A 13,540-nucleotide genomic window follows, 5' to 3' on the forward strand; every position below is an offset into this window, starting at 1 on the left:
TCTCCTAACGCACTGAGGATAATAAGGTGTCAAAAATCTGCTGTGCGGTCGTCATGATCCGCGCAGAGGCTTGATAAGCTTGTTGAAAACGCATTAAATTTGCGGCTTCTTCATCTAAATTCACGCCCGACTCACTCTCTACTCGCGCATAAGCTTGCTGATACACGGCCTCTGCCGAACCTGTACGCACTTCGGCCGCTTTCGTTTTACTGCCGATGTCAAGCTTAGTGTTCTCGAACACATCCGCTAAGGTCGATTTACCATTATTCATCACTTTACTTTCGCTCAATTTGGCCATAGCGACAGCATTGGAGTTATCGCCCTCGGCGAAGGATAAATCGAAGGTAAATCTGTCATTACCCGCTGCAGCTGTGCTGTCAACTTCAAAGGTAAAACCAAAGGCGCTGATACTCGGTGGGGTATAAGTTGTAGCAGCCCCAAGTGATGTTCCTGCGGCATCGAATGCTTCATAGGTTGGAGGTACAGCAGTAGTGTCGAGCTTTATCGTCAACTCACTGCCCGTCACAGGGAAATTTGCGGCATTGCGATTGCCAATTTGAGTCAACTTAACTTGAGTATTACCCGAGTTAGCGGCATCAGCGGTAATCTTTGGGGATGCGGCGGCAATGCCTTTAGGGTCTTTCATGACCACTTCAATGCCATTTGAGGCGCCCGCTGTTGGGCGAATGGCAAAACGATCCCCCGACGCCATTGCGCCTGCTTTTATGTCAATTGAAAATCCAGCACCACCCGATAACGTCGAGCCAGTTAACGTCAGCGGTGTTATCCCCCCCGTTTCCGTATCTCTCAACTCATAAGTTGCAGGCGCAGTAAATGACAGTTCATAGGCACCGCCAGTTAATAAACTGGTGTCATCTATGGTAACGCCTAACGTTGCATTACCCGCATTATCAGAAAAACCTGCTACACGACCCAAGGACATCATAGGATCGTTGATATCTTTAAAGATATTGGCACCGACTTGCCCATTGAGGTCAATGCCTTGCGCTTGCATTTTGTTGAAGTTATCCGCCACGCCCAACGCTAATTGGTCAAGCTCATGACCTGCGGGAATTAACGTCTGGTCACGATAATCAAACATGGCTCCTAGCTGACCGCCAAGTTTACTTGGGTCAACTGTAACGCTTTGCGAGCCAATACTTGAGTTAAGCTGTAACTCTTTAGGAAATGGGTTACCCGCTTGAGTTCCCATACTCATGGCAATCTCACCGGAAACCAGCATCACAGAGCCACCGAGCATAATACTCTTGGCGCCATTTTCTTGCGGGATGACATTCACTTGGGCGTACTGGCTCAGCTCTTGAACGAGTGCATCTTGCTTATCGAGTAACTGCGCATCTTGATTCGGTGACTTCATCAGCTCTAGGTTTAAGTTGGCAAGTTCTGTACTGATCTCATTAATACGCTTAGTCATGCCGGTTATCTGGTCATTGGTTTGATCGAGCTGACCATTCAAATAAGACTGCATCTGATTCAGGCTACTGGCGACTTGCTGCGCATTCGTTAAGGTCGAGCTGCGGATGCCCAGGTCTGTGGGTAAGTCCGCCACGCTATTCATACCTGAAAACAGGTCATTTAAGCTTTGTGGCACAACGTTGCCTATCTTAGAAAATAGCTGATCGAGTTCACTCAATTTACCGTAGCTGGCTTCGGCGGCACTGAGCGTTGTTTGGCCAATGCGCAACTCTCTTGCGGCATAGTCATTGTAGATTCGCTTAACGTCATTAACGTAAGTTCCTGTGCCATAAAAGCTATTGCCTAAACGCTGTGATTCTAGAGTCGACTGAGTTGCCACTTGTCTGTGGTAACCCGCGGTATTGGCGTTAGCAATGTTATTACTGGTGACACCCAGTTGCGACTGGGAGGCAAGCACCCCAGTTCGCGCAATATTCAGCAGATCAACGGCCATTAGTTGACACTCCTATGAACAAACAGGGTTGTAAGGTTCATCATTTGTCTTCTCCTGGCAGAATTGATTTCAGCTCTTCACTGATGGACTGCATCACTTTAATGACTTTTTCAGCATATCTAGGATCTGTGGCATAACCCGCATCCTGCAAAGCTCGAATAAACTGCGTTGGCGAAGCCGCCACTTTCTTCGCATCTTGATAACGATCGCCTTCGGCAATGAAGGACACAAAATCGTTGAAGCTATGCTCAAAGTCACTGTAAACACGGAAGTCGGCTTTTTGCTGTACAGCCACACCGTGTTCGAATTCTAAGGTGCTGACGTTCGCTTTATCGCCCTGCCAACGGCGATCAGCTTTAATATTGAATAGGTTATGACTTGGCGCGCCGTTATTGCCGCGAACAATTTTTTGTCCCCAGCCGGTTTCAAGTGCCGATTGCGCCAACAATACTTCTGGTTGGGTGCCTAATGCTTTTGCCGCTTTTTCAGCGTGTGGGTATAAGGTCGCCAAAAACTCTTCTCGGCTACCGAAACGGACTATCTTCTGGGTTTCCCTAAAGGCTGCCGTCGGCAAAACTTGGCCGCTAATCACAGGGTCGACGACAGAAAGTGACTGTTCGCTCCAGCTTGGCTTAGGTGTATCAATTGCCAGTAAACGATTAGGCGTATCAATGTCCATTGATGAGTTTGCATCCATGGCTCTATCGGGCTCAAATGCTGATCGAGCAATGGCAGCGGGGACACCATGGTTAACAACTGTGGGTTCAACCGCTGGCGCGACTGCACTCTGCATTGGCACGTTAAGCGCTTTAGCATCATGGAGCATTTTCATACCGCCATCGTCGCGTAATACCGATGCTGGCGTGAAATGACTGGTTTCAGGGGAAAGTTGCTGCACCATCATATCGGCAAGGCCCAATACCCCTTTGTCAGATAAATCGACCGATAACTGCTGATCGCGCATCTGCTCGTAAAACTTAGTATATTGGCTATTGAGAGGACTATCAGACTGAAAAACCGCATTGGCATCGCGCATACTTTTCATCAGCATTTGCACGAAAATACCTTCAAATTGTTGGGCAACCTTTTTCAAGGCGCCCTTCTCATCCTTCTGAGCCTGGGCGCGGAGTGAATCTAAGCCGCCCAGGTCAAGAAAATGTGATGAACTTGAAAGCTTTTCCATGATTTTCCCGACAGAAATTAGATGATGATAAGTTCACCATGCAAAGCTCCTGCCACTTTTAACGCTTCCAGTATTGCTAACACATCTGAGGGGGCTGCACCGACTAAATTAACCGCTCTAACCAGCTCATCCAGCGTAGTGCCTGGATTAAACATAAACATACGGCGGTCACTTTCTGTCGCTGTAATCGTACTATTGCTCGTGACAGTTGTTTGACCATTGGCTAAGGCGTTTGGCTGTGAAACCTGGGTTGCCTCAGCAATCGTGACTGTCATGCCGCCATGGGTAATCGCCGCTGGGAGTAAGCGCACGTTTTGCCCAACCACTATGGTTCCAGTGCGTGAGTTAACGATCACTTTGGCAGATTCTTCTGCGGGGATAACATCCAGATTTTCAAGCGTTGCTAAAAAAGACACCCGTTGTGATACATCACGCGGAGCACTGACCTGCACAGATGTTGCGTCTAAAGGACGCGCCATATCAGGGCCTAATAGCTCATTAATCGCATCGGCCATCCGTTGTGCAGTCGAAAAATCAGAACGACGTAAGTTAAACGTCAAATAATCGCCGGTTGAAAATGGGGTCGCCACACTGCGCTCGACAATCGCGCCATTGGGTATACGGCCAACAGTTGGAGTATTTTGGATCACCTTTGAACCATCTAAACCATCGGCACTAAAACCACTCACCACTAAGCTGCCTTGGGCTATGGCATACACATTACCGTCAACGCCTTTCAAAAAGGTTTGCAATAAGGTGCCGCCGCGTAAACTTTTGGCTTCGCCTAAGCTAGATACCGTCACGTCAAGATCTTGACCCGGTTTTATAAAGGCTGGCATATCGGCGTGTACGGCAACCACAGCGACGTTTTTAATCTTTGGTTTGACGTTGTCAGGAAGATTAATACCGAAATTTTTCAGCATAGTCATAAAGGTTTGTTCGGTATAACTGGTTTTTTCACCCGTTCCCGGCAAACCAACCACTAAGCCATAACCGATCAACTGGTTACTGCGTACGCCCTGCACATTGGCAATATCTTTAATTCGTTCAGCCTGACTAGGTAGAGAAAACACTAGCACGGCAACGGCTAACACCAGTTTATATTTCATGATACGACTCCTTAGAAGGGCCACCAGTCGCTCATAAAGAACTGGCTTAACCAACCCACTTTTTGAGCATCTGCGAAAGTACCTGTGCCACTGTATTGAATACGGGCATTGGCCATTCGCGTTGAATCGATAGTGTTATCGGGTTTAATGTCCTGCGAGCGAACCAGACCAGTGACGCGAATAAACTCATCACCATTGTTAATTGAGATCCATTTTTCACCGCGGATCACTAAGCTGCCGTTGTTCAGCACTTGCATCACGTTTGCCGAAATGCTGCCATCTAAACTATTACTCTGATCCGCATCCGATTCACGTTTAGTGTTCATGCTATCTTTATAACGTAAATCAATTGGTACTCCACCAACGGAGATATTACTACCACCGGCGAAGATAGGATCTAAGCTCATATCAGAGCCTTTTTTGATCTGATTGCCTGCACTCTTCTTAGCTTGAGTCGACTCTTTCAAAACGATAGTGATAATGTCGCCAACTTTGTGAGCACGTATATCCGAATACAAGCTAGATGCTTGACTGTCTTGATAAATAGAACCAGTCGCGGCAATTTTTGTCGGCGGTGCCTCTGGGTATACCGGCGCATAAAAGGGATCATCCGCAAGGGGTTTCTTTTGCGTCGAGCTACAAGCTGCAAGCAATAACGCGACGGCCAACACAAGATATCTAGCCATGATGTTTGCCTCTATAAATTCTGAGTCACATAAGACAGCATTTGATCTACCGCTGAAATCACTTTAGAGTTCATCTCGTAAATGCGCTGACTTTCGATAAGGTTCACAAGTTCTTCGGTAACGTTAACGTTAGAGGTTTCTAAGGCGCCTTGGCGAATCGCTCCCATGCCATCTAACGAAGCGGTACCTTGAATTGGCGTGCCACTCGCACCAGTTTCCGTGTATAGGTTTTGTCCCATAGGATCCAGACCCGATGGATTAATAAAATCCGTCATTGTCAACTGACCCACAACTTGGTTATCTGCAGTACCAGGGGTTTTCACTGAAACTTCACCCTCAGCGGAAACGGTAATACTAGTCGCATTGTCAGGAATCGTGATCGCGGGTTGCAGCACGTAGCCAGAACCTGGCGTCACAATCTGGCCCGTATCGTCTAAGGTAAACTGACCATTTCGGGTATAGGCTGCAGTACCATCAGGGAGCTGGATTTCAAAAAAGCCTGGGCCTTCAATCATCAGATCCAATGAGTTATCCGTGGTCAACATGTTGCCTTGGGTAAACATTTTCTGTGTGGCAACGACTTTGGTACCCGCACCTATGTTTAATCCATTAGGCAACTTAGTGTTAGAAGAACTGACACCGCCCGCTTGGTTAACTGTTTGGTAAAGCAAATCTTCAAATACTGCGCGGCTTTTCTTGTAACCCACAGTGCTGGCGTTCGCCACGTTGTTCGAGATCACCGCAATGTCAGTTTGCTGTGCGTCTAAGCCAGTTTTACTAATCCATAACGCCGGATGCATAATCTATCTCCTAACTAATACGCATTAATGAAGATGAAGCGCGATCATTTTCTTCCGCGGTTTTCATCATCTTGACTTGCAATTCAAACTGACGCTGAAGGTCAATCAAAGACACCATTTCATCGACAGGATTTACGTTACTGCCTTCCACTGCGCCACTTTCAACCCCTACGCTAGGATCGGCTGGTGCGATATTGCCCGACACGAGCCGGAACAGTCCGTCCTCACCCCGCATCATCTCGGCATTACCCGGATTAACGAGTTTCAAGCGACCAACCTCTTCCACCACTTCAGCGGTAGCGCCCTGAGGTCGCACAGAAATAATGCCATCCTGAGAAATTGAAACTTTCTCGATAGGAAGCGGTAACACTATGGGGCCCGCATCTCCCATAACAGGATTTCCCCTGTCATTGTGTAATAAACCCGTAGAGTCAAAACTTAAACTGCCAGCGCGGGTATAGGCTTCACTGCCATCTTTTGCCTGCACGGCAAACCAGCCGTCGCCTTTAATGGCAACATCGAGATCTCGTCCGGTCGTTTTTATTGGACCTGAGCGAAAATTTGCTGACGGAGATTCTGTCATCGCAAATACCCTTGTAGGCAATCCTTCACCGAAGGCCTGCATAGAGCGAGCTTGCGCCATATCGGATTTAAAACCGTCGGTATTCGCGTTAGCTAAGTTGTTCGCACGGAGCGCCAGCTCATTCATATTTTGCTTGGCGCCACTCATGGCGACATAAAGGAATTTGTCCACAGACTGCTCCGTCAAATTTTCTACATGACAATAGCAAAGCAAGCATCGTGCCAATAAAGTTGACGTTTAATTTACTGATAGAATTGAAGAATAAGGAAATGAAGTGAATTGATAGCAGGATAAAGGCTAAGTGTTGCCACTGGCGGCAACACTTAGTCAAACAATGTAATGATTAGCGGATTTGTAATACGGTTTGTTGCAGTGTGTTGTTCACTTCAAGGGTACGAGAGTTCGCTTGGAAGTTACGCTGCGCCGAAATCAAATCGACCAGTTCAGTGGTCAAATCGATATTCGATTGCTCTAACGCCGATGAACTTATGCTACCAAAAGTACCACTGTTTGCCTCACCAGCAAGGGCTGGACCAGAATTCAAGCTGGCTTTCCACGACGTATTACCTACTTGTGTTAAACCTTGTTCGTTAGCAAATCGAACCAAGGCAACTCGTGCTAAAGGCACAGTTGAACCGTTCGAGTAACTTGCAGTAATTAAACCATCAGCACCAATTTCAACGTTAGTTAAACGACCAACAGTAGTACCGTCTTGTGTTAACTCTGTTGCCGCAAAAGGAGCAGCATATTGCGTTGGCGCATTAAACTTAATTGTTAAGTCTTGAGTTCCATCCGCTCCAGCACCTAAAACGCCTGCACCACCCACACCTAAAGTCTCAGTCTTAACGACCGCTGGATCACTACCGGTATAGACACCAACAGAATTGAACTTAAGTACAGAGCCCTTCCAACCGCTAGTTGTTTGCGCTGTACCGGTTGAGTCAGGGTTACCATCGCCCGTAGTATCCGTTTGATAAGTACCAGCAGCACCAGCTAGATCGACTTGTTTACCATCAATAGCGTAATAAGCCACCCAATTGCTCTCTCCATTATAAGAGGCATCATTAGGCTTAACAAAATAGGTTGTCATGATATGTGGCTCACCGAGTGAGTCATACATAGTCATTGAGGTAACGTTATTGTATGTCTTAGGGTCTAGAGGATCGAATGCAGCAGGGTCAAGGGTACTTTCCTTAGCATTTAGATTCATTTGTAAACTGACATTTTCAGTTTTTACTGGGCTACCTGCAGTATCAGGGATCTGCACTGGTTTCGCTGTAGTCAAACTTACCGATGTCGAATTACCATCTTTATCCACAGGAAATGTCTGCAAAAAATTACCAGCAGAATCAACCATGTAGTTATTTGAATCGACTTTAAATGCCCCTGCTCGAGTAAATGAATGGTCAAGACTGCCTATTTCAGAAGCAGTGACAAAAAAACCACCACCTTTAATTGCCATATCGAGTGAATTACTTGTCAACTGTAAGCTGCCTTGATGGAATTGCTGGGCGACTTGACTCGTTGCAACACCACCACCGACAGCAGTTTTAGAATTTGAAAAGATAGAATTAGCGTAAACATCCGCAAATTCAGCACGCGACTCTTTAAAGCCAATGGTATTCGCATTCGCAATGTTGTTCGCCGTGGTGTTTAAATCTTTCTGTGCGGCAGAAATGCCACTCAATGCAATGTTAAACGACATAATTCACCTCTACTTTTGACTCTATTCAATTGCGGACAACTAACGCCCAATTCGGATTCTAAAAAATTATCTTGTATAAATTTAAGTTTCAGACACAGCTAACACATCGGTTAACTTGATCCCCATACCGCCTCTCAAGTTGAGAATGGCGCCAGTACTGGCCGTACCAAGAGAGACACTGGTCACATGGGCATAAGTTGAAACAGGCAGTTCTTGGGATTTTCCATCCACTAACCCACTCGCCTTAATCGTATAGTTGCCTGCGGTCACAGGTTTTCCATCTTTATCTAAACCATCCCAGTTCACATCGACGTTACCACCGTCACTGCCATCGACTTTAAAGGTGGTCACAACTTGGCCCTTCTCATCTTCAACACGCACAGTAATCTCTGGAATTTTATTAGGGGTACTGACCACACCTTTCATCGTTGGGCTTTCAGCTGAAATATTGCCAGTATCAGTTGGGATCAACACCTTGCGACCAACGAGTCCCGATGCCTGCAGTGCTTGGCTCGACGTCATAACACTGTTTAAGTTAACGATTTCATCATTTAACTTACTAATACCATCAACTGTCGAAAATGATGCCATCTGCGCAATCATTTGGTCGTTGTCGACGGGCTTAAAAGGGTCCTGCATCGATAACTGTTGGCTTAATAACGAGAAAAAGTCATCTTGAGTTAACTGTTGGCTTTTCGCTTCCGGTACTATCGAATCTTTTGGCAGACGTATGCCATCAAGAAACGGATTACCCGTTGAACTGGTTGATGAGTTGGTCGTCACAGCATTTGACTGACTCTTATTTTGAGCCGTCTGCGTCGATGCTTGGTTAATTTGATTAATGAGGCTCACAGCTTACCTCCTAAGTAACACATGTTATTTACCCATCCCAAGTGTTTGTTGCAGCATAGACTTAGCTGCTTCAGCGACTTGAACATTCATTTGATATGAGCGCGAAGCAGAAATCATATCTGCCATTTCTTCCATGACATTAACATTCGGTTTATAAATAAAACCGTCCGCATCCGCCATCGGATGATCGGGCGAGTATTCTTTTAGTAGTGGTTTATCACTTTCAACAATGCCTTTTACCGCCACACCTTGAGAGGCTTGTTGCTGACTTTGCGCTTTGGCCATTTCAGCTTCGAAAATAGGATGACGGGAACGATAGGTCTTATCTACGCTACTCGAGACGGAATCAGCGTTAGCTATGTTACTCGCAGTGGTGTTCAACCTGACCGATTGAGCCGACATTCCCGAGCCTGCAACATCAAATATGCTAAATAAACTCATGATTAATCCCCTCTCAGCGCTTTCTTCATACCACTAAACTTACTGTCTAAAAAACCTAATGACATTTGATATTCAAGAGCATTTTGCATGAATGCCGATTGTTCCTGTTGGATATCAACGGTATTGCCATCACCGGTATCGGGTTGATTTGGCACGCGGAACTTAACAAATTGCCCCGTCAACTCAGCAAGTCCAAAATGCTTGTCTGTCTCTTGCATTTCAAGACTATTACGCTGCTGTTGTTGGCCACGAGCGGCCTGCATTGCCGCAGAAAAATCAACATCGCGGGCTTTATAATGTGGCGTATCGGCGTTAGCGATATTGCTCGAAATGACTTCAGCTCGCTGCGCTCTAATACCGAGAGTGTACTGATGCACACCCAGTGCATTATCAAAATTGATCGCCATAAAATTGCCTCCTCGTGTTACTCACGGAAACAAAGCAATTCATGTGCCAACATCAGGAGACAATGAAAATAACAATTAGGATAAGCAAGTGATGGGTAAAAAATTACCGACAAATGTCGGTAATTTTCTTTAAAGCTGTAGACTTAAGTCTTTTTCTGGTAATAAATCCCTGGGTTACAACGGACCATATCAAACTCGTCCGTTAAACCAGCTATAGATTCGGAAGCACCAAGAAATAGAATGCCTTTTGGATTAAGAGCGGCAGCGAATTGCCGCAAAATTTTTGCCTTTGCCTCAGGCGCAAAATAAATCAGCACATTGCGGCAAAAAATAATGTCGAACTTACCAAGTAAGCTATAACTTTCAAGCAGATTATGTGCTCTAAAGTTCACTAAACGCTTAACATTATCCTTTAACTTCATATTGCCTGAAGGCAAAGCATCAAAAAACTGACGCTTACGCTCTTCGGATAAACCGCGTGCTAATGCCAAGCTATCGTACTCAGCATTTTTGCAGCGTTCTAACATGGAAGGCGATAAATCCGTAGCTTGAATCGAAGCACTACCAGCAAGCGCACCAGGCTTCTTTTGTTGATACTCAAGAATCGTCATCGCCAGTGAATAGGGTTCTTGCCCAGACGAACACGCGGCCGACCAAATCTTAAGTGGACGACCTAAACGACTATACTCAGGTAACAAAACGTTATGCAATAACTCAAATGGATAACGATCACGGAACCACAGGGTTTCATTGGTCGTCATAGCATCAATCACTTCTGCCCGAAGCGCGCGTTCCGTTGGCTTCATCGAATGCTTAACCACATCGGATAAGGATGGCAGGTTATATTTCCCCATTAAAGGAGCAAGACGACTGCGCACCAGATATTGCTTATTTTCACCCAGTACGATGCCGCTGTGTTGCTCTAAGAACAACCTAAATTGATTATATTCAGCCTCAGCGAGTGATTTATTTGGCACATTCACATCCTAAATCCTATTGCAAGCACCAAAATCAGTGCGAAACCATCATGTTACAAAGTCGAGATTATAGCGTAAAGCATATATAGGTACTAACTACTGAACTTACAAACTTAAGTGCTTATTCACTGCAGCAGCCAGTTCGTCGGGATTAAACTTAGCGATAAAGTCATTGGCCCCCACTTTTTGAACCATTGCCTGATTGAATACTCCACTTAACGACGTATGCAGTACCACTTTAATATGCTTGAGCTTAGGATCATCTCGGATCTCCGCGGTCAGGGTATAACCATCCATCTCAGGCATCTCAATGTCTGAGATAATAAGAGGGATTTCATCGGCAACATTGTCCATTTCTTTGGCGATTTCTTTGAGCTTATCTAATGCTTCTCGGCCATCTTTTGCGGTATCAATTTGTAAGTTCAATGACTCGAGTGAACGAATAATCTGCTTACGCGCCACGGCAGAATCATCGATAACCATAATATGATAATGCTGGGTTCTGTCGAGGGTCAGCTTTTCATTGGCTTCTTCACTGATGGCAGTTTTAACCGGTGAAATCTCATCTAAGATTTTTTCAACGTCGAGAATTTCAACCAATTCACCTTCAATCTCAGTTACAGCCGTCAGATAAGAATAACGACCCGCACCTTGAGGAGGAGGCATAATCGCTTCCCAATTCATGTTGATAATCCGCTCAACCGAACTGACTAAGAAGCCTTGAACGCTGCGGTTATATTCAGAAATAATGATGAAGCAGTTTTCAGTACTCGCTAAAGGTCTACCGCCTGTTGCCGCACTCAAATCAATAACTGAAATAGTCGTACCGCGAATATGCGCGACACCTTTTACAAAAGGATTAAGTTTAGGCAAAGTGGTCAGTGGTGGGCACTGCAGTACTTCTTTCACCTTAAACACGTTAATCCCAAACCGTTGACGACCGTTTAACTTAAAAAGCAGCAATTCTAAACGGTTTTGACCAACGAGCTGGGTTCGTTTGTTGACTGAATCAAGAATACTCGACATAACTCTGCCTTGTTGTTCTGTTTATGTACGGCCCTATGACTCGTTTGAGTATAGGCATATTAATTGCTTACGTCTTATCTATCGATAAACATAGTCGAAACTGAGTCAATCTTCTGACAGTGATGCAAATTATTATTACAGTGGTCAGCTTCGAACTTGATAAAAGTATAGGTGCATTCTGGCGTTACAAGCTAGTCTCTTCATTATGAAAGTAAATTTAGTCTGTTTTTTTAGTGTTTTCACCCTCTTCATGCCCGCTTTTGCGAGTGCAGAGCCTATTGTTCCCACCGTATCGGCCATCTCAGAATTAGCTAAAGCGCTTATTTCAGAAAAAATATCTGTGCCAACTAATGCCAAAGTCGATATTTCGCCGCAATTAGTTGACGCAAGAATGCTGCCGTCACTATGCTCGTCGCCGATTAAGGTTGAATTGGCGAGTGACAGGGAAATTAGTCGTAATAACACCCTAAAAGTCAGCTGCGATACACAAGAGCTCGCTTACCCTTGGCAAATTTATATCTCGGTGAGAGTGGATATTTTATTCCCCGTTGTGGTCACAACTGAAACCTTAGCGCCTGGCGAACTCATCTCCCCTAGCCAAGTTGAAATCCGTTACATTGAGCAAAATAGTTTACGGGGCGCTGAATTTGATGACCCAAGTAAATTAGCTGGTGTGCGAGTCAAACGACGCATCTCGAAGGATAATCCTATATTGAGCAATAACTTATGCTTCGTGTGTAAAAACGACTCGGTATCTATTTATGTTCGTTCTAACTCATTCGAACTTAAAACTGCGGGCGAAGCCCTACAAGATGGCAATAAAGGCGATCGGATCAGAGTCAAAAATAGCAGTTCAAACAAAGAACTAGATGCTATAGTCACGGGCATTGGCGAAGTTGAAGTAAGAATGTAAAATATTCTAAAGCTTTTTTATAAGCTGCCGATACCCCAGTTAAGAAATCCCGTACACACGACGCTGGAGCCGAAAATGGCAATTGATATTAGCAAACTCAACACTGCAACGACCGCACAAGTTCGTTCAGGTGCAACTAAAACTAGCAGCGATCAATCTGCTCAAGTTGCCACAAAATCGACAACACCACAAAGAAGCGACTCAGTGGTGATTACAGCGCAAGCGCAACAACTGCAAGGAGCTCAGACTAAAATGGCGAGCCTTCCTGAAGTTGATCAAAAGAAAGTGGCCGAAATTAAACAAGCTATCGCCGAAGGCCGCTACAAAATTGACCCCGAAAAGTTGGCTGCCAATATTGCAAGTTTTGAAGCCGAACTTAATGACTTGAATAAAGAGTAACTATGACTGAAATAGCTAAACTGGTAGATCTACAACACGCCCATTTGGCTGTTCTTAAGCAAATAATACTCAAGGAAAAAGGCGCTTTGGTTGACCAAAACGCCGATTTACTGCTTTCTCTTGCTAACGAAAAATCACAATGTCTGAAAGAACTCAAGACTAATGACGATATTCTGGCAAACCACACTGATAAGTCTCAACTCACTCAGCAAAGTGAACTCGTGCATAAAATGGCCGTTGTCAAAGACGCATTAACTGAATGCAAAGAACTGAACGATCAAAATGCCAGTTTAATTGAGATGAATTTAGCCAGTCTCAATCGCTTCGCTCAAGCTTTACAAGCCAGTAGAAACGCCTCCAGCCTTACGTATAACGATAAAGGCAAGACCTCAACTATCTCAAGTTTAGGTAATGATTTAAAAGCCTAACAGGCGCATCAATTCCCACTCTGTATTTCCAGCCTCTAAACTTTGATTAAAGATTAAACTTTGATACTTTGCAGAAAAAGAAAAGCCGCATACTACTCGTA

At 45.1% G+C, this 13,540-nt stretch carries 15 protein-coding genes; 3 read left to right on the top strand and 12 right to left on the bottom strand.

The window, feature by feature from the left end:
• Positions 1-4: 4 nt before the first annotated feature.
• The 12 genes from flgK to Q4Q49_RS06935 all read right to left on the bottom strand — a co-directional run bounded on the left by flgK (position 5) and on the right by Q4Q49_RS06935 (position 11,699).
• Positions 5-1,930, bottom strand: coding sequence for a flagellar hook-associated protein FlgK (flgK, locus tag Q4Q49_RS06880; RefSeq protein WP_311998971.1), 1,926 nt, complete (start codon positions 1,928-1,930; stop codon positions 5-7).
• Between the two features lie 40 nt (positions 1,931-1,970).
• The gene (gene flgJ / locus Q4Q49_RS06885) at positions 1,971-3,113 is read right to left on the bottom strand and encodes a flagellar assembly peptidoglycan hydrolase FlgJ (RefSeq protein WP_311998972.1); all 1,143 of its coding nucleotides are present in this window, start codon (positions 3,111-3,113) and stop codon (positions 1,971-1,973) included.
• A 17-nt stretch (positions 3,114-3,130) separates the two neighbouring features.
• Complete coding sequence (locus Q4Q49_RS06890; protein ID WP_006082420.1) at positions 3,131-4,222, bottom strand: flagellar basal body P-ring protein FlgI; 1,092 nt, start codon at positions 4,220-4,222, stop codon at positions 3,131-3,133.
• 11 nt (positions 4,223-4,233) lie between these two features.
• A complete protein-coding gene (gene flgH, locus Q4Q49_RS06895) occupies positions 4,234-4,908 on the bottom strand; it encodes a flagellar basal body L-ring protein FlgH (protein WP_012089711.1) in 675 nt (224 codons plus the stop codon).
• 11 nt (positions 4,909-4,919) lie between these two features.
• Complete coding sequence (gene flgG / locus Q4Q49_RS06900) at positions 4,920-5,708, bottom strand: flagellar basal-body rod protein FlgG (RefSeq protein WP_006082422.1); 789 nt, start codon at positions 5,706-5,708, stop codon at positions 4,920-4,922.
• Positions 5,709-5,718: 10 nt separating this feature from the next.
• Positions 5,719-6,462, bottom strand: coding sequence for a flagellar basal-body rod protein FlgF (gene flgF, locus Q4Q49_RS06905; RefSeq protein WP_006085643.1), 744 nt, complete (start codon positions 6,460-6,462; stop codon positions 5,719-5,721).
• Positions 6,463-6,634: 172 nt separating this feature from the next.
• Positions 6,635-7,996 (bottom strand): flagellar hook protein FlgE, encoded by a 1,362-nt coding sequence (flgE, locus tag Q4Q49_RS06910; RefSeq protein WP_106651090.1) that lies wholly within the window; start codon positions 7,994-7,996, stop codon positions 6,635-6,637.
• A gap of 81 nt (positions 7,997-8,077) precedes the next feature.
• Positions 8,078-8,848 carry a flagellar hook assembly protein FlgD gene (flgD, locus tag Q4Q49_RS06915; protein WP_220590745.1) on the bottom strand — a complete coding sequence of 257 codons (771 nt, stop codon included), beginning with the start codon at positions 8,846-8,848 and terminating at the stop codon, positions 8,078-8,080.
• A 24-nt stretch (positions 8,849-8,872) separates the two neighbouring features.
• Positions 8,873-9,289: a flagellar basal body rod protein FlgC gene (gene flgC, locus Q4Q49_RS06920; RefSeq protein ID WP_006085646.1), complete on the bottom strand. Its 417-nt coding sequence runs from the start codon at positions 9,287-9,289 to the stop codon at positions 8,873-8,875.
• Positions 9,290-9,291: 2 nt separating this feature from the next.
• Positions 9,292-9,696, bottom strand: a complete 405-nt coding sequence (gene flgB / locus Q4Q49_RS06925) for a flagellar basal body rod protein FlgB (RefSeq protein WP_011847319.1) — start codon at positions 9,694-9,696, stop codon at positions 9,292-9,294.
• A gap of 143 nt (positions 9,697-9,839) precedes the next feature.
• The gene (locus Q4Q49_RS06930; protein WP_006082430.1) at positions 9,840-10,679 is read right to left on the bottom strand and encodes a protein-glutamate O-methyltransferase CheR; all 840 of its coding nucleotides are present in this window, start codon (positions 10,677-10,679) and stop codon (positions 9,840-9,842) included.
• Between the two features lie 99 nt (positions 10,680-10,778).
• The gene (locus Q4Q49_RS06935; protein ID WP_311890018.1) at positions 10,779-11,699 is read right to left on the bottom strand and encodes a chemotaxis protein CheV; all 921 of its coding nucleotides are present in this window, start codon (positions 11,697-11,699) and stop codon (positions 10,779-10,781) included.
• A gap of 205 nt (positions 11,700-11,904) precedes the next feature.
• Between Q4Q49_RS06935 and flgA the strand changes: the two genes are divergently transcribed.
• From flgA to Q4Q49_RS06950, 3 genes are all read left to right on the top strand, one after another.
• Positions 11,905-12,612: a flagellar basal body P-ring formation chaperone FlgA gene (flgA, locus tag Q4Q49_RS06940; protein WP_311998973.1), complete on the top strand. Its 708-nt coding sequence runs from the start codon at positions 11,905-11,907 to the stop codon at positions 12,610-12,612.
• Between the two features lie 75 nt (positions 12,613-12,687).
• Positions 12,688-13,011 carry a flagellar biosynthesis anti-sigma factor FlgM gene (gene flgM / locus Q4Q49_RS06945; protein WP_107948432.1) on the top strand — a complete coding sequence of 108 codons (324 nt, stop codon included), beginning with the start codon at positions 12,688-12,690 and terminating at the stop codon, positions 13,009-13,011.
• 2 nt (positions 13,012-13,013) lie between these two features.
• Positions 13,014-13,439 (top strand): flagella synthesis protein FlgN, encoded by a 426-nt coding sequence (locus Q4Q49_RS06950; RefSeq protein ID WP_006082434.1) that lies wholly within the window; start codon positions 13,014-13,016, stop codon positions 13,437-13,439.
• Positions 13,440-13,540 lie beyond the last annotated feature (101 nt).

It is taken from the genome of Shewanella sp. SP1S1-7, from assembly GCF_031932105.1.
Classification (GTDB): domain Bacteria; phylum Pseudomonadota; class Gammaproteobacteria; order Enterobacterales; family Shewanellaceae; genus Shewanella; species Shewanella baltica.